The sequence below is a fragment of the Cellulomonas sp. FA1 genome, from assembly GCF_000986825.1.
Lineage (GTDB): Bacteria > Actinomycetota > Actinomycetes > Actinomycetales > Cellulomonadaceae > Cellulomonas > Cellulomonas iranensis.
This window is the reverse complement of the sequence record NZ_LBMY01000001.1, coordinates 1221334-1241841: the sequence shown is the minus strand read 5'-3', so window position 1 is coordinate 1241841 and position 20508 is coordinate 1221334. Positions and strand designations below refer to the sequence as shown.

General features: G+C 74.5%; 19 protein-coding genes. 10 read left to right on the top strand and 9 right to left on the bottom strand.

Translation table 11 applies throughout. The annotated features are described in order from the left end of the window. Window positions 1-37 precede the first annotated feature (37 nt). Window positions 38-1846 carry an AMP-dependent synthetase/ligase gene (locus GY42_RS05505; protein ID WP_046528565.1) on the bottom strand — a complete coding sequence of 603 codons (1809 nt, stop codon included), beginning with the start codon at window positions 1844-1846 and terminating at the stop codon, window positions 38-40. 234 nt (window positions 1847-2080) lie between these two features. On the opposite strand from GY42_RS05505, the gene GY42_RS05500 reads away from it, so the two are divergent. After that, window positions 2081-3028: an ROK family glucokinase gene (locus GY42_RS05500; RefSeq protein ID WP_046528564.1), complete on the top strand. Its 948-nt coding sequence runs from the start codon at window positions 2081-2083 to the stop codon at window positions 3026-3028. A 28-nt stretch (window positions 3029-3056) separates the two neighbouring features. On the opposite strand, the gene GY42_RS18095 is transcribed toward GY42_RS05500, so the two are convergent. Further along, complete coding sequence (locus GY42_RS18095) at window positions 3057-3650, bottom strand: hypothetical protein (RefSeq protein WP_052748226.1); 594 nt, start codon at window positions 3648-3650, stop codon at window positions 3057-3059. A gap of 73 nt (window positions 3651-3723) precedes the next feature. On the opposite strand from GY42_RS18095, the gene GY42_RS05490 reads away from it, so the two are divergent. The 3 genes from GY42_RS05490 (at window position 3724) to GY42_RS05480 (ending at window position 7287) form a co-directional block, all read left to right on the top strand. Continuing rightward, window positions 3724-4521 carry a lysophospholipid acyltransferase family protein gene (locus GY42_RS05490; RefSeq protein WP_046528563.1) on the top strand — a complete coding sequence of 266 codons (798 nt, stop codon included), beginning with the start codon at window positions 3724-3726 and terminating at the stop codon, window positions 4519-4521. Window positions 4522-4717: 196 nt separating this feature from the next. Beyond that, window positions 4718-5935: a pyrophosphate--fructose-6-phosphate 1-phosphotransferase gene (locus GY42_RS05485; protein WP_046528562.1), complete on the top strand. Its 1218-nt coding sequence runs from the start codon at window positions 4718-4720 to the stop codon at window positions 5933-5935. Then, window positions 5935-7287, top strand: coding sequence for a class II 3-deoxy-7-phosphoheptulonate synthase (locus GY42_RS05480; protein WP_046528561.1), 1353 nt, complete (start codon window positions 5935-5937; stop codon window positions 7285-7287). Before GY42_RS05485 ends, GY42_RS05480 begins: the two co-directional genes overlap by 1 nt. Before the next feature lie 163 nt (window positions 7288-7450). Here the strand turns inward: GY42_RS05480 and pknB are convergent, their stop codons facing one another. Next, window positions 7451-9433 (bottom strand): Stk1 family PASTA domain-containing Ser/Thr kinase, encoded by a 1983-nt coding sequence (gene pknB, locus GY42_RS05475; protein ID WP_046528560.1) that lies wholly within the window; start codon window positions 9431-9433, stop codon window positions 7451-7453. A 50-nt stretch (window positions 9434-9483) separates the two neighbouring features. Next, a complete protein-coding gene (locus GY42_RS05470) occupies window positions 9484-10836 on the bottom strand; it encodes a LysM peptidoglycan-binding domain-containing protein (protein ID WP_052748225.1) in 1353 nt (450 codons plus the stop codon). A gap of 188 nt (window positions 10837-11024) precedes the next feature. Between GY42_RS05470 and GY42_RS05465 the strand changes: the two genes are divergently transcribed. Continuing rightward, window positions 11025-11435, top strand: a complete 411-nt coding sequence (locus tag GY42_RS05465) for an Rv2175c family DNA-binding protein (protein ID WP_046528559.1) — start codon at window positions 11025-11027, stop codon at window positions 11433-11435. Window positions 11436-11490: 55 nt separating this feature from the next. On the opposite strand, the gene GY42_RS05460 is transcribed toward GY42_RS05465, so the two are convergent. Together GY42_RS05460 and GY42_RS05455 are read right to left on the bottom strand one after the other, a co-directional pair. Further along, entirely contained in the window at window positions 11491-12609 is a 1119-nt protein-coding gene (locus GY42_RS05460; protein ID WP_046528558.1) for a polyprenyl synthetase family protein, read from the bottom strand. A gap of 28 nt (window positions 12610-12637) precedes the next feature. Continuing rightward, a complete protein-coding gene (locus GY42_RS05455; protein ID WP_046530590.1) occupies window positions 12638-13141 on the bottom strand; it encodes a hypothetical protein in 504 nt (167 codons plus the stop codon). Window positions 13142-13269: 128 nt separating this feature from the next. On the opposite strand from GY42_RS05455, the gene GY42_RS05450 reads away from it, so the two are divergent. The 3 genes from GY42_RS05450 to GY42_RS05440 all read left to right on the top strand — a co-directional run bounded on the left by GY42_RS05450 (window position 13270) and on the right by GY42_RS05440 (window position 16671). Further along, window positions 13270-14370 (top strand): DUF4192 domain-containing protein, encoded by a 1101-nt coding sequence (locus GY42_RS05450; protein ID WP_046528557.1) that lies wholly within the window; start codon window positions 13270-13272, stop codon window positions 14368-14370. Between the two features lie 132 nt (window positions 14371-14502). Further along, window positions 14503-14895 (top strand): universal stress protein, encoded by a 393-nt coding sequence (locus GY42_RS05445; RefSeq protein WP_046528556.1) that lies wholly within the window; start codon window positions 14503-14505, stop codon window positions 14893-14895. A 231-nt stretch (window positions 14896-15126) separates the two neighbouring features. Continuing rightward, the gene (locus GY42_RS05440) at window positions 15127-16671 is read left to right on the top strand and encodes an RNA polymerase sigma factor (protein WP_046528555.1); all 1545 of its coding nucleotides are present in this window, start codon (window positions 15127-15129) and stop codon (window positions 16669-16671) included. Window positions 16672-16758: 87 nt separating this feature from the next. Here the strand turns inward: GY42_RS05440 and GY42_RS05435 are convergent, their stop codons facing one another. After that, a complete protein-coding gene (locus tag GY42_RS05435; protein ID WP_160309395.1) occupies window positions 16759-17358 on the bottom strand; it encodes a hypothetical protein in 600 nt (199 codons plus the stop codon). 178 nt (window positions 17359-17536) lie between these two features. On the opposite strand from GY42_RS05435, the gene GY42_RS05430 reads away from it, so the two are divergent. After that, window positions 17537-18997 (top strand): glycosyltransferase family 2 protein, encoded by a 1461-nt coding sequence (locus tag GY42_RS05430; protein ID WP_046528553.1) that lies wholly within the window; start codon window positions 17537-17539, stop codon window positions 18995-18997. Continuing rightward, complete coding sequence (locus tag GY42_RS18090) at window positions 18994-19395, top strand: hypothetical protein (RefSeq protein WP_052748223.1); 402 nt, start codon at window positions 18994-18996, stop codon at window positions 19393-19395. Before GY42_RS05430 ends, GY42_RS18090 begins: the two co-directional genes overlap by 4 nt. On the opposite strand, the gene GY42_RS05420 is transcribed toward GY42_RS18090, so the two are convergent. Both GY42_RS05420 and GY42_RS05415 read right to left on the bottom strand, forming a co-directional pair. Beyond that, complete coding sequence (locus GY42_RS05420; protein ID WP_046528552.1) at window positions 19336-20118, bottom strand: response regulator transcription factor; 783 nt, start codon at window positions 20116-20118, stop codon at window positions 19336-19338. The genes GY42_RS18090 and GY42_RS05420 overlap by 60 nt on opposite strands. Before the next feature lie 96 nt (window positions 20119-20214). Next, window positions 20215-20478 carry a DUF7455 domain-containing protein gene (locus GY42_RS05415; protein WP_046528551.1) on the bottom strand — a complete coding sequence of 88 codons (264 nt, stop codon included), beginning with the start codon at window positions 20476-20478 and terminating at the stop codon, window positions 20215-20217. Window positions 20479-20508 lie beyond the last annotated feature (30 nt).

Genomic DNA, 20508 nt, shown 5'->3' with positions numbered 1-20508 from the left:
CGGCGCCGGGTGAGCGCCGGGGCCGGGGCCGCGCGGGTCAGTGCTCCTGGTGCTCCTCCGCGTAGAGCGCGTCGACGTCCGCCGCGAAGTCCTTGAGGACCTCCGTGCGACGGACGCTCAGCTTGGGCGTCAGGTAGCCGTCGGCGATCGTGAGGTCGCGGTCGAGGATGCGGTACTTGCGGATCGACTCGGCCCGCGAGACCGCCTTGTTGGTCCGCTCGACCGCGCGGTCGAGCGACGCGAGGACGTCCGGGTCCTTCGCCGCCTCCTCGAGCGACATGGCCGGCTTGCCGTGCGCCGTCAGCCAGCCGGGCACGCCCTCGGGGTCGAGCGTGATGAGGGCGCCGATGAAGGGTCGCTGGTCGCCGACCACGACGACCTGGCTGACGAGCGGGTGCCCGCGCAGCCGGTCCTCGAGCACGTTGGGTGCGACGTTCTTGCCGCCGGCCGTGACGATGATCTCCTTCTTGCGGCCCGTGATCCGCAGGAAGCCCTCGTCGTCGATCGTGCCGAGGTCGCCCGTGCGGAACCAGCCGTCGGTCATGGCCTCGGCGGTGGCCTGCGGGTTGTCGTGGTACCCGCGGAACACCTGGATGCCCTTGATCTCGACCTCGCCGTCGGCGGCGATGCGCAGCGCCGTGCCCGGCAGCGCGGGCCCGACCGTGCCGATCTTCGTGCGCTCGGGGAGGTTGACGGTCGCCGGCGCGGTCGTCTCGGTGAGGCCGTAGCCCTCGAGCACCCGGATCCCGGCGCCGCGGTAGAAGTGGCCCAGCCGCTCGCCGAGCGGTGCGCCGCCCGAGATGGCCCACTCGACCTGGCCGCCGAGCACCTTGCGGAGCTTCGAGAGCACGAGGACGTCGGCGACCTTGTGCTGCAGCCGCAGCCACGGGCTGGGCCCGCGGGGCGTGTCGAGCGCGCGCGAGTAGACGATCGACGTCTTCGCGGCGCGCTGGAAGATGCCGCCCTTGCCGCCCGCCGCGGCCTTCTGCTCGGCCGAGTTGTAGACCTTCTCGAAGACGCGCGGGACCGACAGGATGAAGGTCGGGCGGAACGAGCCGATGCCCTCCACGAGCGTCTTGGTGTCGGGCCAGTGCCCCAGCACCGCCCCCGCGGGGATCGTCAGGACGTGCACGAACCGCGCGAACACGTGCGCGAGCGGCATGAACAGCAGCGTGCGCGCGTTCGGCGACTGGACGACGACGTTGAGCTTCTCGACCGCGTTGGTCGTCAGCACCGAGAAGTTGCCGTGCGTGAGCTCGACGCCCTTGGGGCGGCCGGTCGTGCCGGACGTGTAGATGATCGTGGCGACGTCGTCGCGCACGGCGAGCGAACGACGACGGGCGACCTCGGCGTCGTCCACCTCGCGGCCCCCGGCGACGAGCTCGCGCACCGCGCCGTCGTCGAGCACGAGCACCTCGCGCAGCGACGGGGCCTGGTCGGCGACCTCGGCGACGACGGCGGCGTGCGCGGGCGTCTCGACGACCAGCAGGCTCACGTCGGAGTCGGTGAGGATCCAGGCGACCTGCTCGGCCGACGACGTCTCGTACAGCGGCACCGGCACGGCACCGACGGCCCAGGTGGCCCAGTCGAGCAGCGACCACTCGTAGCGCGTGCGGGACATGATGCCGACGCGGTCGCCCGGACGGACGCCGCGCGCCACGAGCCCCTTGGCGGCCGCGACGATCTCGGCGTCGAACTCGCGGGCCGTCAGCGGGCTCCACGTGCCGTCGGCCCAGCGCTCGACGACCACCCTGTCGGGCGTGGAGCTCACCCGGGCCGCCAGCAGGTCGTTGAGGTTCTCGGAGGCGTCGACCTCGACGAGGAGAGGGCTGTGGGACTCGTCCATGCTGACTCCAGTGGCAGGGGGGCGAAGTGTGCCACGAGGATACGGGACGTCCGTCCCTCGTCACCGGCCCCCGTGCGGGTGGTGTCGCGCGCCGGCGCACCCGCCCCGGCCCTCCGGCCCGGCCCGGCGGGGCCGGTCGGTGTGGGCGCGCTCCCGCCACCCTCCGGGTGCCAGTAGCGTGGGGGCGCTGCGCGAGCGACGCGCACGGGTGAGAAGCAGGAGCGGACCAGGGACATGCACGCCATCGGGGTCGACATCGGCGGGACGAAGATCGCGGCGGGCGTGGTCGACGAGGAGGGCACGATCCTGGCCCAGACCCGGCGCGACACCGACCCGGACGACGTCGCGAGCATCGACGCCGCGATCGCGGACGTGTACCGCGAGCTGTCCGCGTCGTACGAGGTCAAGGACGTCGGCCTCGCCGCCGCCGGCTTCGTCGCGGCCGACCGCTCGGGCGTGCTCTTCGCGCCGAACATCGCGTGGCGCGAGTACCCGCTGCGCGACAAGGTCGCGGCGCTCATCGGCGACCCCGACGTGCGCATCGTCGTGGAGAACGACGCGAACGCGGCCGGCTGGGCCGAGTTTCGCTTCGGCGTCGCGCGTGACGTCGACGACATGGTCACGCTGACGCTCGGCACGGGCCTGGGCGGGGCGATCGTCATCGGCGGGCGGCTCGTGCGCGGCGCGTGGGGCGTGGCGGCCGAGATCGGTCACATGCGCGTCGTGCCCGGCGGGCACTACTGCGGCTGCGGGCACGAGGGCTGCTGGGAGCAGTACGTGTCCGGCTCGGCGCTGGTGCGCGACGCGCAGGCGGTCGCGATCACGCAGCCCGACCGTGCGGCGGGTCTGCTCGAGCGCGCGGGCGGCCGCGCGGACAAGATCACCGGTCCGCTCGTGACGCGCGCGGCCCAGGAGGGCGACGAGCTCGCGGTGGAGCTGCTGCGCGAGGTCGGACGCTGGGTCGGCGAGGGTGCCGCGAGCGTCGCGGCCCTGCTCGACCCGCAGATGTTCGTCATCGGCGGCGGTGTCAGCGCGGCCGGGGACCTGGTGCTCGCGCCCGCGCGCAACGCGTTCGCCGAGCAGCTCTCGGCCCGCGGGCACCGCCCCGAGGCGTCGATCGTGCTCGCGGACATGGGCAACGACGCCGGCATGGTCGGCGCCGCGGACCTGGCGCGGGTCTGAGCGGGCGGCGGCACCGCCCGCGACCGGGTCAGACGACGGCGCCGTCGTCGTCCGACGGGTCGCGGCGGTGCGGCATGCGCCACACCAGCACGGCCACGGCCGCGACGAACAGCCCGACCGCCGTGCGCACGAGCAGCGGCGGCGCGTCGCGCCACGCCACGACCACGACGAGCAGGAACAGCGGCACGCCCGCGGCGGCCGTCCAGGCCAGCGTGAGCAGCGGATCGCCCCCGAGCACCGGTCCCGGGTCCTGCGGGACGAAGTGCTCGAGGTCGTCGACGTCGGCCTCGGCCGCGTCGTACTGCGACGTCCCGTCCCAGTCCCGGCCGCTGAGCTCGGGCGGCAGGGCGGGCGCGCCGTCGGCGTCCGGGTCGTCGCGCGGCTCGTCGCGCGCCGCCGACCGCACGACGCGCGCGCCCCGCGGCTCGTCGGGCACGTCGACGTCGCTCAGCCGCGCGACGAGGGAGGCCCACACCTCGTCGTCCGTGGGCTGCGGCGGTGCGGCGGCCGGGTCCGGCGGTGCGGGGGAGCGGTCGTCGCCGGGACCGGTGACGCCGTCCGCAGCGGGCTGCGCGGCGGCCGCGTCGTCGGCGCCGGCGTCGTCGTCGGGACGTGCGTCCATGGGAGCACTCTAGAGTCGGACCCGACGTTCCGGCCTTCCGCGGTCGGCGCCGGACGGCGAGCGAGGAGACACGTTGTTCTACTGGTTGATGAAGCGGGTGTTCGTCGGGCCGCTGCTGCGGCTGGTGTACCGCCCCTGGGTGCGCGGCGCCGAGCACGTGCCCGCCGAGGGCGGTGCGATCCTGGCGAGCAACCACCTGGCCGTCATCGACTCGTTCTTCCTGCCGCTCGCGCTCGACCGGGAGATCGTGTTCATCGGCAAGCAGGAGTACTTCACGGGTCGCGGTCTCAAGGGACGCATGACCGCGGGGTTCATGCGCGGGGTCGGCACGATCCCCGTGGACCGTGGCGGCGGCAAGGCCGGCGAGGCCGCGCTGCGCACGGGGCTGCGCCGTCTCTCGGAGGGCGGGCTGTTCGGCATCTACCCCGAGGGCACGCGCAGCCCCGACGGCCGGCTGTACCGCGGCAAGACCGGCGTCGCGCGCCTCGCGCTCGAGTCCGGCGCGCCCGTCGTGCCGGTCGCGATGGTCGGCACCGACGTCGCGCAGCCGATGGGACGACGCATCCCGAAGGTCATGCGCATCGGCATCGTCATCGGCGAGCCGCTCGACTTCTCGCGGTACCGGGGCATGGAGAACGACCGCTTCATCCTGCGGTCGGTCACCGACGAGATCATGTACGCGATCATGAGCCTGTCGGGCCAGGAGTACGTCGACGTGTACGCCGCGACGCAGAAGGCCCGCATCGCGACCGGGCACCCGGCCGCGGGCTCCGAGGCCGAGCGTCTGCCGGCCGCGCCGGGCGGCCGTCCCGCACCCGCTGTCCAGGTTCCGGTCCCGCCGGAGGACGAGGCGCCGACGTCAGTAGGATGACCCGGACCCGGACGCGCGCCGGGTCCGTGCGCGTGCCGTCCCGCGGTGCGCCCGCGCCGTCCCGCACGCCCGCGCGGCCCGTCCGGAGGACCTCGGTCCCGGCCGTGCCTGCTCCACGGGCCCCACGCTGGGCGCCGGCCGGGTGCACGCCGTGCGCCCGTGCCCGTCAGTGCTCGACCAACGAGAGGTGTTTCCCATGTCGGTCCGTCGCGTCGCCCTCCTGACCGCCGGCGGTTTCGCTCCCTGCCTGTCGTCCGCCGTCGGCGGGCTCATCGAGCGCTACACGGAGATCGCCCCCGACGTCGAGATCATCGCCTACCAGCACGGCTACCACGGCCTGCTGCTGGGCGAGAGCGTCACGATCACGCCCGAGGTCCGCGCCAAGGCCGGCGTCCTGCACCGGTTCGGCGGCTCGCCGATCGGCAACTCGCGCGTCAAGCTCACCAACGCCGCGGACTGCGTCAAGCGCGGCCTGGTCGCCGAGGGCGAGGACCCGCTGAAGGTCGCCGCCGAGCGCCTCAAGGCCGACGGCGTCGACGTGCTGCACACCATCGGCGGCGACGACACCAACACGACGGCCGCCGACCTGGCCGCGTACCTGCACGAGAACGACTACGAGCTCACGGTCGTCGGCCTGCCCAAGACGATCGACAACGACGTCGTGCCGATCCGGCAGTCGCTCGGCGCGTGGACCGCGGCCGAGGAGGCCGCCGGCTTCGCCGCGAACATCATCGGCGAGCACCGCTCGGGCCCGCGCATGCTCATCGTGCACGAGGTCATGGGCCGGCACTGCGGCTGGCTCACGGCCGCCGCGGCGTCCGAGTACCGCAAGTGGCTCGACCAGCAGGAGTGGGTCCCGGGCATCGGCCTGTCGCGCGAGCGCTGGGACGTGCACGCGGTCTTCCTGCCCGAGCTCGCGCTCGACATCGACGCCGAGGCCGCGCGCCTCCGCACGATCATGGACGAGCAGGGCAACGTCAACATCTTCCTGTCGGAGGGTGCCGGCATGCACGAGATCGTCGAGCAGCTCGAGGCCGCCGGCGAGACCGTGCAGCGCGACCCGTTCGGCCACGTCAAGCTCGACACGATCAACCCGGGCCAGTGGTTCGCGAAGCAGTTCGCGGAGAAGCTCGGCGCCGAGAAGGTCATGGTCCAGAAGTCGGGCTACTACTCGCGCGCCGCTGCCGCGAACGCCGAGGACCTGCGCCTCATCAAGTCGATGACCGACCTGGCCGTCGAGTGCGCGCTGCGCGGCGAGTCCGGCGTCATCGGCCACGACGAGGAGAACGGCGACCGCCTGCGCGCCATCGAGTTCCCGCGCATCGCCGGTGGCAAGGCGTTCGACGTCACGCAGGGCTGGTTCGGCGAGCTCCTCGCCGACATCGGCCAGCCGCTCGTGCGGGCGAACCACTGATGAGCGTCGAGCCGGACCCGCAGGTCGTCGCGGGGCTCGACGCGTGGGAGCAGCTGCCCGCGGGTCAGCAGCCGCAGTGGCCGGACGCGGCGCAGGTGCGTCGCGTCCGGGACCGGCTCGCGACCCTGCCCCCGCTCGTGTTCGCCGGCGAGGCGGACGCGCTGCGGGCGCAGCTCGCGGCCGCCCAGCGGGGCGAGGCGTTCGTGCTGCAGGGCGGTGACTGCGCCGAGACCTTCGCCGAGGCGACGGCCGACAACATCCGCAACAAGATCAAGACGATCCTCCAGATGGCGGTCGTCCTGACCTACGGCGCGAGCCTGCCGGTCGTGAAGATGGGCCGCATGGCGGGGCAGTACGCCAAGCCCCGGTCGTCGGACGTCGAGGAGCGCGACGGCGTCACGCTGCCCGCGTTCCGCGGCGACATCATCAACGGGTTCGACTTCACGCCCGAGGCGCGCACGCCGGACCCGCAGCGGCTGCTCGAGGCGTACCACACGTCCGCCTCGACGCTGAACCTCATCCGGGCGTTCACGACGGGGGGCTTCGCGTCCCTGCTGCGCGTGCACGAGTGGAACCGGGGCTTCACGGCCAACCCGGCCTACTCGCGGTACGAGGAGATCGCCGCCGAGATCGACCGCGCCATCCGCTTCATGGCGGCGTGCGGGGCCGACTTCGAGGCGCTGCGCACGGTCGACTTCTTCTCGGCCCACGAGGGGCTGCTGCTCGACTACGAGCGTCCGCTCACGCGCATCGACTCGCGCACCGGTCTGCCGTACGACTGCTCGGCGCACTTCGTGTGGATCGGCGAGCGGACGCGACAGCTCGACGCGGCGCACGTCGACTTCTTCTCACGCGTGCAGAACCCGCTGGGCGTGAAGCTCGGGCCCACGTCGACGGGTGACGACGCGATCGCGCTCATCGACAAGCTCAACCCGACGGGGGAGCCGGGACGTCTGACGTTCGTCACCCGCATGGGTGCGGGCAAGGTCCGTGACCTGCTGCCCGCGCTCGTCGAGAAGGTCACCGCCGACGGTCGCCCCGTGACGTGGGTCTGCGACCCGATGCACGGCAACGGCATCACGTCCGCGACGGGCTACAAGACCCGTCGGTTCGGTGACGTGATGGACGAGGTCGCCGGCTTCTTCGAGGTGCACCGTGCGCTGGGCACTGTCCCGGGCGGTCTGCACGTCGAGCTCACCGGTGACGACGTGACCGAGGTGCTCGGCGGGACCGAGGAGATCGACGACGAGGGTCTGGCCCGCCGGTACGAGACGCTGGTCGACCCGCGCCTGAACCACCAGCAGTCGCTCGAGATGGCGTTCCAGGTCGTGGAGCTGCTGCGCCGCGCCTGACCACGCCGCGGACGAAGCCCCGTCCCCGACCGCCCCGCGCGGTCGCGGGCGGGGCTTCGTCCATCGCCCGGGGGCGACGGGACCCCCCGGGACGGCGCAGGCGGGGCGCGACCGGCGTACGGGCAGGGCGCACCGGGCGCTCAGGGCACCTGGAGCGTGCTGCTCAGACGACGGTCAGTGTGATCTCGGTGCCCTTGCGCACCTGGTCGCCCGTGGGCACGCTCTGCGAGCGCACCGTGCCGAACAGGCCGCCGAGCACGTTCTCGCGCTTCGCGGTGAGGCCGAGCGCCTCGAGCTCGGCCTTCGCCTTGTCGAACTGCTTGCCGGTGAGGTTCGGCATCGCGACGGTCTCGGGTCCCTTGGAGACCTTGACCTTCACGACGTCCCCCCGGTGCGCCGTCGCACCGGGCGCGGGGGACTGCTCGACGATCCGGCCGGCCGGGACGGAGTCGTGGAAGACCTCCTCGGCGACCTCGACCGTCAGGGCGTCGGGCGCCAGCTGCTCCTGCGCCTGCTCGACGGTGATGTTGACGACCGACGTGACCGAGACCGGGGCGGGCCCGTCCGACAGCACGAGGACCACCGTCGCGCCGCGCTCGACCTGGGCGCCCGGCTCGGCGGGCGCGCCGTCCGGCAGGGCGGCGCTGAGCACGGCGCCCTTCGGCGCGTCGTCGTCGTGCACCGCCGGGCCGTAGTCGACGACGAGGTCGGCGGCCTCGAGCGCGGCCTGCGCGTCGGACTGCATGGCGCCGACCACCCCGTCCGGCACGGCGACCAGGTCTGGACCACGCGACACCGTGAAGGCCACGACGCCGTCCTTGCGGACCCGCTCGCCGGGGCCGGGGTCGGTCGAGACGACCGCGCCGGCGGGGACCTCGGGGTCGAAGGCGTCGGACCGCGCGTGCTCGAGGCCCGCGGCGTCCAGCTCGGCGACCGCGTCGTCCGCGGTCGCGCCGACGACGGGCGGCACCTGCGTGTACGCGCCGGGGCCGACCTCGAGGTACCACCAGGTGCCGCCGCCGAGCAGCACGAGCAGGCCGACGACGGCGGCGAGCAGCGGCCAGCGGCGACGGCGCGCGGCCGGCGCCGCTGGGGCGGGCGCGTCGAGCACGCCGAGGCCGATGGGCAGCGCGACGGTGCGGCCGCGCTCGTGGTTGCCGACGGGCACCGCCACGGTGGCGTCGTCGGCGGCCTCGCGCTCGGGTCCGTCGGTGTCGTCCTCTCCCGGGTCGGTCGCCAGCGGCAGGGCGACGCTGGGTCGCACGTCCGCCCGGCGCTCGAGCGTGTCGTCGTCGAGCGCAGCGCGGGTGCGTCGCACGAGCTGCAGGGCGGCGCCCGCGTCGGTGGGCCGGTCCGCGGGGTCGTGCGCGGCGAGCGCCGCGACGAGCTCGTCGACCTCCGAGGGCAGCCAGGGCACGAGCGTCGACGGTGCCGGCACCTCGGAGTTGACGTGCTGGAAGGCGACCTGGATGGGCGTCTCGCCCGTGAACGGCTGCCGGCCGGCGAGCATCTCGAACAGCATGACGCCGACGGCGTACACGTCGGTGCGCGCGTCGCTCGCACCGTGCTGGACGAGCTCCGGGGCGAGGTACGCGACCGTCCCGAGCACGGTGCCCGTCGTCGTGGAGGTCACCTCGGTGACGGCGCGCGCGAGGCCGAAGTCGGCGACGCGCACGCGCTCGTCGGACGCGATGAGGACGTTCTCGGGCTTGACGTCACGGTGCACGAGCCCGCCGCGGTGCGCGGCGGCGAGCGCGTCGAGCACGCACTCGGTGACGCGCAGCGCCTCGCCGACGGTCAGCGCACCCTGCTCCGCGACGCGGCGACGCAGGGTCGACCCGTCGACGTACTCCATCGTCAGGTAGCTCGTCTCGCCGTCGACGCCCTGGTCGTAGACGCCGACGATGCCCGGGTGCGTGAGGCGTGCGGCGCTGCGCGCCTCACGCCGGAACCGTGCCACGAACGCCCCGCCGGACGCGCCCTCGGCGAGGTGCGCGTGCATCACCTTCAGCGCGACCTCGCGGTCGAGACGGCGGTCGACCGCGAGGTACACGGTCGCCATCCCGCCACGCGCGATGCGCGAGACGATCTCGTACCGCCCGTCGACCAGGCGGCCGACGAGCGGATCGGTGACGGTGGCTCCCACGCGCGGCAGTCTACGGTCGGTCGTCACCGGAAACGGGGAACCCGGGCCGGTCAGGAGTAGCGGGTCATGAGCGTCTGGACGTTCGCGACGTAGCGGCGCGTGTCGGAGAACATCCCGTTGCGCTTCACCGAGCTCGAGCCCTGGTAGTACGACGCGATCGCGTGGGGCAGGTCGTCGTGCGTGCGCACGAGCGAGCGCAGGATCGCCACGCCGGCGGTCACGTTGTCGTCGGGGTCGAGCAGGTTGAGCTGTCGGCCGACGAGCTGCGACGCCCACTCGCCGGACGACGGGATGACCTGCATCGTGCCGATCGCGTTGGCGGGTGAGACGGCCGTCTGGTCGAAGCCCGACTCCTGGAACGCGATCGCCTGCGCGAGCGCGGGGTCGACGCCCATCGCGCGCGCGGTCGCGACGACCTTCGCCTGCATCGCGGAGCGCGACGGCACGCCCGCCGCGAGCAGCGCGGCCTTGTTCTCGTTGGCTGCGCCGACGACCTGCGGCGCGTACGTGCGCCCGGCGAAGGTGTTGCCGACGAGCTGCGTGCCGCTCGAGGTGGTGCTCGTGGCGGCGGCCGCCGGGGCGGTCGCGGCGCCGGGGATCGTCAGGGTCTGGCCGGCGCGGATGAAAGCGCGCGAGTCGAGGCCGTTGGCGGCGACGACGGCGGCGACCGTCGTGCCGTGGCGCTTGGCGATCGCGGCGACGGTGTCGCCCGTGCGCACCGTGTAGGAGGCGCCCGTCGCGGCCGCGGGGGTCGCGGCGGGGGCCGACGCCGGCGAGGCGCCCGGGAGCGTGAGGGTCTGGCCGGCGCGGATGAACGCGCGGGAGTCGAGGCCGTTGGCGGCGACGACGGCGGCGACGGTGGTGCCGTGGCGCTGCGCGATGCTGGAGACCGTGTCGCCCGCGACGACCGTGTAGCCGGCGGCCGCGGTGCCCGGCGACGAGGCCGGGGCGGGCGCGGCGGCGGCCGATGCTCCCGGGACGGTGAGGGTCTGGCCGGCGCGGATGAACGCGCGGGAGTCGAGGCCGTTGGCGGCGACGACGGCGGCGACGGTGGTGCCGTGGCGCTGCGCGATGCTGGAGACCGTGTCCCCGTCGCGGACGGTGTACGACGTCGCCGTAGGTGCGGTCGCGGGGGCCGCCGGTGCGGTCGCGGGGCCGGCGAGACGCAGGACCTGGCCGGCGCGGATGCGGGACGGGTCGGCCAGCGCGTTGTCGGCCGCGATGCGCGCCGCCGTGGTGCCGGACCGCTTGGCGATCGCGGTGAGGGTGTCGCCCTCGCGCACGGTGTAGTCGGCGGCGTGGCCGGCGGTCCCGGTGGCGGCGAGCGCGACGGTCGCGAGCGCGAGCGTGGCGCCCGTGCCGGTCGCGGCGCGCACGACGGTGCGCGGAGTAGATGCGGACATGGCCCCCCCAGAGGCGGTCGGTCGAGCGGTGGTGAACGTGCGTCGCCCCGTCGCGACCGTGCTCGTCCGTGACGCATGGTGCTGGTGTGACAGGTGTGACGTAAGTCGACGCTAGACGACAACGCGCCCCGGCGAAACCCCGGGGGCCCGATGGCGGCCGATCTGCGCGTGACCCGTAGGCTGACCGGGTGAGTTCGACCACCGATCCCGACCAGCTCGTCGACAGCTGGCTGACCGTCCCCGACGTCGCCGAGAGGCTCGGCGTCGACCCGGGCAAGGTCCGGCGTCTGATCCAGGAGCGCAAGCTCGTGGGCGTGCGCCGCGGCACGCCGCGCGTGCTGAGCGTGCCTGCGGACTTCCTGGTCCCGGGGCACCTCGCGAACCCTGCGGCCCCGGACCGGCCCTCCGAGGACCGCCCCTGGACCGTCCTCGCCGCGCTCCAGGGCACCCTGACGGTGCTCGCCGACGACGGCTTCAGCGACGAGGACGCCGTCGTGTGGCTCTTCCGGCACGAGGAGGCGCTCGGGACGAGCCCGATCGCGGCCCTGCGTGCGGGGCGCAAGACCGAGGTGCGGCGCGTCGCGCAGGCGCTGCTCTAGCGCGACGCGGGGTCCGCCCCGGCCGTCGTCGCCGTCCGGCCGCGCCCCGGCGCCGTCAGGCGGAGCGCTCGACGGCCGCGCGGGCCAGCGCCGTGAGCGCCTCGCGTGCCGGCTCCGGCCACCCGCGGGCGTCGATCGCGGCGAACGCCCGGCCCGTCAGGTCCGCGATCAGCTGCTCGACCTCGGCCACCGCACCGGTGCCCACGAGGACCTCGGTGAGCCGCGCGACGCCCTGCTCGTCGAGCGACGGGTCGCCGACGCCGCGGGTGAGCGCGTCGACCGCGGCCCGGTCCCCGGCGGCGTCCGCGCGCGCGAGGGCCCGCGCGACGAGCACGGTGCGCTTGCCCTCGCGCAGGTCGTCCCCGGCCGGCTTGCCGGTCGTGCCGGGGTCGCCGAGCACCCCGAGCAGGTCGTCCCGCAGCTGGAACGCCTCGCCCAGGGGCAGACCCACCTCGCGGCAGCCCGCCAGCGCCGTCTCGTCGGCTCCCGCGAGCGCCGCGCCGAGCGTGAGCGGGTGCTCGACGCTGTAGCGCGCGGACTTGGCACGCACGACGTCGCGCGCGCGCCGCTCGTCGGCGGACGGGTCACCCCACGGCATCGCCTGCGCCAGGAGGTCGAGGTACTGACCGACGGTGACCTCGGTGCGCATGAGGTCGAAGACCTCGCGGGCGGCGCGCGCCGCCCCCGGCTCGACCGTCGCCAGGGCGGCCGCCATCTCCTCCTCGCTGGCCACGAGCGCCAGGTCGCCGAGCAGGATCGCGGCTCCGTCGCCGAAGCGACGGGCCGCCCCGCGGTACCCCTGCGACGCGTGCCGCTCGGCGAACACGAGGTGGGCGGTCGGCAGGCCGCGGCGCGTCGACGAGTCGTCCATGACGTCGTCGTGGAAGAGCGCCGCCGCCTGGAACAGCTCGAGCGCGGCACCGGCGCGCAGGACGGCCCGCTCGGCGTCGCCGCCGGGCTGGCCGCCGTGCGCGCGCCAGGACCAGTAGCAGAAGGCGGCGCGCAGACGCTTGCCGCCCGCGAGCATGCGCTGGACCGCGTCGACCAGGGGAGCGGCGTCGGGGCTCACCGCGGACACCGTGCCGCTCAGGCGGGAGACGTGCCGTGCGAGCGCGGCGTCGACACCGGCGCGCAGGTTCTCACGGTCCACGAGGGCGAGCGTCTCCGGGGGCACGGCACCACCCTAGGGGGCGGGCCGGGGCCTAGGGGGCAGGTCGGGCGACGGTGCCGCCGAGCGTCATGGTGCGCGTGCCGTCCCGGTCGAGGACGCCCACGACGAGCAGCTCGTCGCCGTCGGCGCGCGAGAAGGTCGCCTGGGCGGCGAGCCCCGCCTCGGGCACGGGCGGGGCCGACTCGGTGAACCCCGCCGCGACGAGCGGGCCCCGGACGGCGTCGAGCAGCGCCGCGGCGTCCTGCTCGGTGCGGAGGTTGAGGCTGATCCGCAGCAGGCCGTCGGCCGTGGGCTCCGCGGCCGAGACGAGGACCTCGGCGCCCTCGGGGACGGGCACGAGCTCGCGGGGGAAGTCGGGCGCGAGCGTGCCCACGGCGCTCGCGTGGTCCGTGTCGGTCGCGAGCAGCGTCTCGTCGGGCGACGGGGACGCGCTCGCGGTCGGGCTCGTCGACGGCGGCGGCGCCGGGGTCGGGGTGCAGGCGACGAGCCCCGCGCACAGCAGCGCGGCGAGGGCGAGGACGGGTGGGCGCTGCACGGCGCCAGGGTAGCCGGGGGCCGCGCAGGCCTGGCCCGAGCCGCCCACAGCGCGCAGGCGCCGCGTGTCGCCCACAGCTCGCTCCAGGGCCGCCGCGGCGGCCCCGTGCGAAGAGCTGAGGTGGGGGCATGCGAACCGACGTCCTGCGCCTCACCGAGCCGCGCGAGCTCCTCGCGCTCGTGCCCCACCTGCTCGGGTTCGAGCCCCACGCGAGCGCGGTCGTGGTGAGCCTGCGGGCCCGCGGCCGGCTCGGCGTCGTGGCGCGGGTCGACCTCGCCGACCTCGCCGACGCGCGGCACGGTCCGCAGGTCGCGCGGTCGCTCGCGACGCACCTCGACCGCGACGGTGCCCGGCGGGTCGTGCTGGTCGTGTACCGCGAGCCCGGTGCGGGGGAGGGCGACGACCCCGCCGAGCACGCGGCGGCGCACGCGGCGGAGGCCTTCGACGTGCCGTTCGGCGGCGTGGACGTCCTGGTGGTCGGCGGGGGCACCTTCCGCTGCCTCGACTGCGGGACCACGTGCTGCCCCGACGGCGGCCACCCCCTGGGCGACCTGCGCTCGACGCGCGCCGGCGCCGAGATGGTCGTCGCGGGCTCCGTCGTCGCGGCACGGCGCTCCGACCTGGGGCGTGTCGCCGCCGCGGCCGAGCCCGCGCGCCGCGCCGCCGCGCGCGCTCGCCGTCGCCGGGCGGCGGCACGCGCGCAGGCGGCCGCGGCTGGCCCCGAGGCGCTCGCGCGGTGGCGCCTCGAGCAGGTCGTGGCCTGGCGGCGGCTCGCCGAACCAGGTGCTGCGCCGGACCTGCCGCCCGCGCTGCTCGGGCGTGTCGAGGCGGGTCTCGTCGACCGCCGCGTCCGGGACGCGGTGCTCGTCTCGCTGCTGCCGGGCACGGGTGACCTCCCCGAGCGTGCCGTCGCGCGCGACGGCGGCGACGAGGACGACGCGGTCCGTGCCGCCGTGGGACGCCTCGTCGACCCCGCGACGGGCCGCGCGCCGGACGACGCGGTCCGTGCCGCCGAGCGTGCGCTCGAGGGTGTCGTCGCCCACGGGCGTCGACGGGCGCAGGCGCCCGCGACCACGTTGCTGGCGCTCCTCGCCTGGTGGCGCGGCGACGGCGCGCGAGCGGGCGTCCTGGTCGAGCGGGCCGTCACCGACGACCCCGGCTACCGGCTGGCCCACCTGCTGCGGGGTGCGCTCGACGCGGGACTCGCGCCCGGGTGGGCGGCGCGCTGACGCCGCGCAGCCTCCCGGGCGGACGGCGTGCTGACGTCACGCGGGGCGGCTGCGGTGCGCGCGGTCGTGGCACGTCCCGCGCTCCGGTAGCGTCACGCCCGAGGCCGCTGGGGTCCGGGAGGAGGATCGTCGATGGGGATCGTGGTCGGGTACCTGGCGACGCCGGAGGGTCGCGCCGCGCTGGACGCGGCCGTCGAGGAGGCGCGTCACCGGGACCTCCCGGTGGTGGTGGTGCTCAGCGTCCGTCCGGACGAGCCCGAGGAGCGTCGGGCGGAGACGGCCGCCGCGCTGGCTCAGGTCCGCGACGAGCTCGACGCGCTCGGTGTCCGGCACGACGTGCGCCAGCTCGAGGGCGGCGACGTCGCCGACGACCTCATCGGGACCGCGGAGGAGGTCGACGCGCAGCTCGTGGTGCTGGGCCTGCGGCGCCGCAGCCCCGTCGGCAAGCTCATCCTGGGGTCGAACGCGCAGCGGGTGCTCTTCGACGCGCCGTGCCCGGTGCTGACGGTGAAGCCCGCCGGCTGACGTCGGTCGGGCCGGTCGAGCCGGTCGGGACGCTCCGGACAGGTTCCTGCGGGCGGGAATTCGGCGAGCCGTCGCGACGTTGTGACGTAACGACCCCTGAGGAACGTGCGCCGCGCGGCGGCGCTCGTCGTCGCGCGCGGCGATGCCCCGCGGGTCGGTACAATATCCGTCTGTCTCCCGGTTCTTCGGACTCCCCCCGGATCCGGTTGCCGCGCTGACGAAAGGTCGTTCGTGACGTCCCAGACCCCCCACCCCGCACTTCCGCGCGAGTTCCAGCACCCTGCGCTGCAGGAGTTGGTCATGCGTGGGCGGACCAACGGCAGCGTCGACACCGCTTCGGTGCGTGCGGCGTGCGAGGCCGCCGGTGTCGAGGGCCCCAAGCGGCTGCGGGCCGTCGTCCGCGGGCTCGGCACGGCGGGCGTCGAGGTGGCCGACCTCGGGAACGCCGGCCGCGCGGTCGCGGCCACGAGCGCGAAGTCACGCCCCGCCGCCAAGGCGTCCCTCGGCGACGGCGCGGCGCCCGCCAAGGCGCCCCGCACCGCCACCAAGACCACCAAGGCCGCGCCCGCGAAGGCCAAGGCCGCCCCCGCCAAGGCGTCGAAGGCCACCGAGGCGCCCGACGAGGACGAGGTCGACGCGGACGTCGAGGTCGACGAGGTCGAGCTCGAGGACGTCGACGCCACCGACGTCGAGGAGACGGACGAGGCCACCGACGGCGACGAGTCGACCGACGACGACGCCGACGGCGCCAAGAAGGCCGCGTCCACCACGACCACGAAGAGCGACGAGTCGGAGGACACCGGGTTCGTCTACTCGGACGCCGACGACGACGACGCCCCGGCGCAGCAGGTCGTCACCGCGGGCGCCACGGCCGACCCGGTCAAGGACTACCTCAAGCAGATCGGCAAGGTCGCGCTGCTGAACGCCGAGCAGGAGGTCGAGCTCGCGAAGCGCATCGAGGCCGGCCTGTTCGCGGAGGAGAAGCTGTCGGAGATCCGCGACAGCATCGAGCCGAAGCTGCGCCGTGAGCTCGAGTGGATCGCGCAGGACGGCCGGCGTGCCAAGAACCACCTGCTCGAGGCCAACCTGCGTCTCGTGGTGTCCCTCGCCAAGCGCTACACGGGCCGCGGGATGCTCTTCCTGGACCTCATCCAGGAGGGCAACCTCGGTCTGATCCGCGCGGTCGAGAAGTTCGACTACACCAAGGGCTACAAGTTCTCGACGTACGCCACCTGGTGGATCCGGCAGGCGATCACGCGCGCCATGGCCGACCAGGCCCGCACCATCCGCATCCCGGTGCACATGGTCGAGGTCATCAACAAGCTCGCGCGCGTGCAGCGGCAGATGCTCCAGGACCTGGGCCGCGAGCCCACGCCCGAGGAGCTCGCCAAGGAGCTCGACATGACGCCCGAGAAGGTCGTCGAGGTCCAGAAGTACGGCCGCGAGCCGATCTCGCTGCACACCCCGCTCGGCGAGGACGGCGACAGCGAGTTCGGTGACCTCATCGAGGACTCCGAGGCCGTCGTGCCCGCCGACGCGGTGAGCTTCACGCTCTTGCAGGAGCAGCTGCACCAGGTCCTCGACACGCTCTCCGAGCGCGAGGCCGGCGTCGTGTCGATGCGGTTCGGCCTGACCGACGGCCAGCCGAAGACGCTCGACGAGATCGGCAAGGTCTACGGCGTCACGCGTGAGCGCATCCGGCAGATCGAGTCGAAGACCATGTCGAAGCTGCGGCACCCGTCGCGGTCGCAGGTCCTGCGCGACTACCTCGACTGAGCCACGGGCCCCGGCAGGGCCTGGCAGCACGGCACGACGGCCGCCGCACCCTCGGGTGCGGCGGCCGTCGTGCGTCTCGAGGACGCGTCAGCCGCCGGCGACGCCCAGCGTGAGCGTGTCGTGCGCCGTCTGCTTCGCGAAGTCACCCGATCCCGGCTGCGCGCGCTGCAGCACCTCGTAGGTGAGGTCCAGGCGGATCGACCGGGTCGCGGGGTCCACCGCGCCGATCGAGAACGACGTCGAGTACGAGTACGGGTCGGACATGAGGTAGCCCGGTGTGATCGACGACGCGTCCTCGAAGGCTGCCGGGCTCTCGAGCGCCGCGCCCGAGGCGTCCAGCGCGGTCGGGACCGCGCGCAGACGCTGCAGGTAGATCTCCGAGCCGCCCGGCTCGGACGCCGTCACGGACAGCGAGACGGGCTTCGTGGCACCCGCGGTCCACTGCGCCGCGGCCAGGTCGGTCCAGTAGTCCACCGCGAGCGTCGCCGCGCCGGCGGTGAGGCTGCGGCTCGTGTTGCCGCCCGCGAGGTCCCCCGTCGCGACCGCTCCCGCCGACGGCGACGACGGCTCGGACGTGGCGTCGCCCGTTGGCGTGGCGTCGGACGTCGCGCTCGCCGTCCCGGACGGCGCCGCCCGCTCCCAGGGCGGGGTGCCGCACCCGACGAGCAGCACCACCGTCGTCAGCACGACCGCACCCGCGCCCGCGCGCCTGCGCATCCCTGTACGTCGCAACGTGGCCCCCCGGACGTCGCACACGGATCTCTCAGCAGATCCTTGGACGACCTTAGCGCGACCCGAGGAGGTCGCAGAGGTGGACGGGGCATCGTCGTGGACGTCGAGAGAGAAGGACGACGGAGGACGAACGATGACGACCACGACACTGACCCGCCCGGCTGACGACGTCGAGCAGGGCGAGCAGCACGGCACGGACCTCGTGCGGTACGCGTTCCGCGCCGACGAGCTCGTCGCCGCCGCGCCGCGGCCCACCGCGCGCATCGGCGCCGTCATCCCCGCCTACAACGAGGCCGGGACGATCAAGCGCGTGCTGCGCGGGCTGCTCGCGCAGACCCGGCTCCCGGACGCGATCCACGTGGTCGTCAACAACACCACCGACCGGACGTTCAAGATCGCGGGCAAGCTCGCCGGCGAGCACGTGGTGCGACGCGGCGGACGCGAGCAGACGACCACGGTGTACGTGCACGACATCGGCACCAACCGCGACAAGAAGGTCGGCGCCCTCAACTACGGCTTCCAGCTCGTGCAGGACATGGACCTGCTGCTCGGGGTCGACGGAGACACCGTCATGGAGCGCACCGCGCTCGCGGAGCTCGAGGCCGAGATCCTGTCGGACCCGCGCATCGGCGGGATCTCCGCGGTCTACACGGTCGACAACCGGAACGTCCGCAACCCGCTCGCGACGCTGCTGCTCACCGGGCAGCGCGCGCAGTTCGCGGCGTTCAACATGCAGAACATGGTCCGCGGCCGCAACATGGCCGTGCTCGGCGGTCAGGCGAGCCTGTTCCGGGTGGGCGCGCTGCGCGAGGTCATGGCGGAGTACCACCAGGCCGCGCCGTGGGTGAGCGACTCCGAGGTCGAGGACTCGCTGCTCAGCCTGCAGATCAAGAACGTCGGCTACTCGACCAAGATCAGCGCCACCGCGCGCGCCGAGGTCGGCGGCATGACGACGCTGCGTGCGCTCGACGGCCAGCAGGTCAAGTGGAACTACGGCGCGATCGACCTCATGTGGCCCGGGCAGCGCGGCGACACGCGCGGTCAGCCGCTGCACCCGAACCTGCGGCTGCGCTGGCTGGAGAACCTCGGGATGGTCGTCAACGCGAGCACCCGCCTCCTCTTCCTGCTGCTGCTGGCCGCGTCGCTCAGCATCCACGCGTTCGTGTTCAGCCCGCTGTGGCTGATCCCGCCGGTGCTGGCCGTCGCGCTCAACGTCCGGATCGCGCGGTCCATGCAGGACCGCACGTGGCGCGACGTGCTCTACGCCGCGACCCTCGTGCCGGCCGAGCTGTACATGTGGGTCCGGATCGGCCACTTCGTGCGGGCGTGGACCAAGTTCGCGACGCGCTCGCGCACGGACAACTGGGCGGCTCAGGCGCGTGCCGAGCGCGGCGCCGGCTGGGCGTACCTCAGCCCGCTGCTCGTCGCCGTCGCCGGCTTCGCCGCGTGCGCCTGGGTGTGGGTGTCGCTGCCGATGATCGCCCGCACGAGCCTGCTGTGGGTGGGGTGGCCGCTGCTGGCCGTCGTGACGATCGCGCAGAGCGTGTTCATGCTGGCCCGCCTCGTGCGGCCCCAGTACGGGTACCGGGTGTGAGCGGCTTGCTGACCTCGGCGCGGTGGCGCGAGCTGGCCGACGACCTGCCCGAGAGCCCCGACGCGGTCCGTGCGCTCGTCGTGGCCTACCTCGCGCTGCTGCCTCTGCGGACCCTGGCGCTCACGCGCGCGCTCCACGCCGGTGACGCCGTGGCCGTCCGCACCGCGGCGCGGTCGCTCCACGTCGGCAGCGCGATGGTCGGCGCCCACCTGCTCGCCGACCGGTGCCACGCGGTCGAGCGGCACGTCGCGGCGCAGGGGTGCGACCAGGACGCGGCCCGTTCGGTCGAGGCGGCGCGGGACGCCGCCGACGCCACGGGTCGGGTCCTGGTGGCGCTGCTACGCCGGTGCGACGAACTTGTAGCCCACGCCCCGGACGGTCTGGATCCAGCGCGGTGAGCCGCCGTCGTCGCCGAGCTTGCGCCGCAGGTTGACCATGTGGACCTCGAGGCTGCGGCGCTCGGCGTCGCTGACGAAGACGCCCGCGTCGTACTCCTCGCCGCGCAGGGCCCGCACCAGGTCGTCCTTGGGCACGACGCGACCGGTCCGCTCCGCGAGCGTCGTGAGCAGGTCGAACTCGCTGCGCGTCAGATGGACCTCGGTGCCGTCGACGGTGACGGCGTGCGCGTCGAGGTCGACCACGAGCGGGCCGTGCTCGACGCGCCGGTGGTCGTCCGGCGCGCCGGTGTCGACGCCCGGCTCGGGCGGCGGCGGGGGAGCGCTCCCGGCGTCGGCGCGGCGTGTGCGGGGCCGGCGCAGCAGCGCCTCGATCCGGGCGCGGAGCTCCCGGGCCCGGAACGGCTTGACCTGGTAGTCGTCGGCGCCCGCGTCGAGCCCCATGAGCACGTCGATCTCGTCGGGCAGCGCCGTGAGCATGACGACGTACGTGTCGCTGAAGCCCCGGATGCGTCGCACGACCTCGTAGCCGTCGATGTCGGGCAGGTTGACGTCGACGGTCGTGACGAGCGGGTCGTGGCGTCGCACGGCCTCGACCGCCGTGGCGCCGTCCGCCGCCGCGTGGACGGTGAACCCGGCCTGGCGCAGCACCGTGACGAGCAGCTGCCGGATGTCGTCGTCGTCCTCGACGACGACGGCCGTGCGTGACGCCCCCTGGTCGGCCATGACGGCACGTTAGCAACGTCACAGCGGGTGCGTCGGGTGGGACGACGAGGGCCCCGGACCGTGCGGTCCGGGGCCCTCGTGGTCGGGTGGCTGCCGTCAGCGGGCCGCGCCCGCCCCGGCGCCGTGCTCGGCGAGGAGGCGGTCGGTCTCGTCCTGGACGTGCGTGGCCACCGCGGCGAACTTCGGTGCGTGCTCGCGCGCGTGGTGCGCGCAGAACAGCAGCTCGCCGACGGGGAGCACGACGCGGACGTACGCCTGGGCACCACAGCGGTCGCAGCGGTCGGCAGCCGTCAGCGGGGTCGTGGAATCGATCGTCGTCCCTGTCACGTCTCCATACAACCACCCGTCGCCGGGATCCATGCCACCGGGAGGGGACGGTTCGCTGTCTGC

Coding starts and splice junctions, on each gene's coding strand:
- GY42_RS05505 (WP_046528565.1), bottom strand. CDS start 1,846: ATGGACGAGTCCCACAGCCCTCTCCTCGTCGAGGTCGACGCCTCCGAG.
- GY42_RS05500 (WP_046528564.1), top strand. CDS start 2,081: ATGCACGCCATCGGGGTCGACATCGGCGGGACGAAGATCGCGGCGGGC.
- GY42_RS18095 (WP_052748226.1), bottom strand. CDS start 3,650: ATGGACGCACGTCCCGACGACGACGCCGGCGCCGACGACGCGGCCGCC.
- GY42_RS05485 (WP_046528562.1), top strand. CDS start 4,718: ATGTCGGTCCGTCGCGTCGCCCTCCTGACCGCCGGCGGTTTCGCTCCC.
- GY42_RS05480 (WP_046528561.1), top strand. CDS start 5,935: ATGAGCGTCGAGCCGGACCCGCAGGTCGTCGCGGGGCTCGACGCGTGG.
- GY42_RS05470 (WP_052748225.1), bottom strand. CDS start 10,836: ATGTCCGCATCTACTCCGCGCACCGTCGTGCGCGCCGCGACCGGCACG.
- GY42_RS05450 (WP_046528557.1), top strand. CDS start 13,270: ATGCGAACCGACGTCCTGCGCCTCACCGAGCCGCGCGAGCTCCTCGCG.
- GY42_RS05445 (WP_046528556.1), top strand. CDS start 14,503: ATGGGGATCGTGGTCGGGTACCTGGCGACGCCGGAGGGTCGCGCCGCG.
- GY42_RS05430 (WP_046528553.1), top strand. CDS start 17,537: ATGACGACCACGACACTGACCCGCCCGGCTGACGACGTCGAGCAGGGC.
- GY42_RS05420 (WP_046528552.1), bottom strand. CDS start 20,118: ATGGCCGACCAGGGGGCGTCACGCACGGCCGTCGTCGTCGAGGACGAC.
- GY42_RS05415 (WP_046528551.1), bottom strand. CDS start 20,478: ATGGATCCCGGCGACGGGTGGTTGTATGGAGACGTGACAGGGACGACG.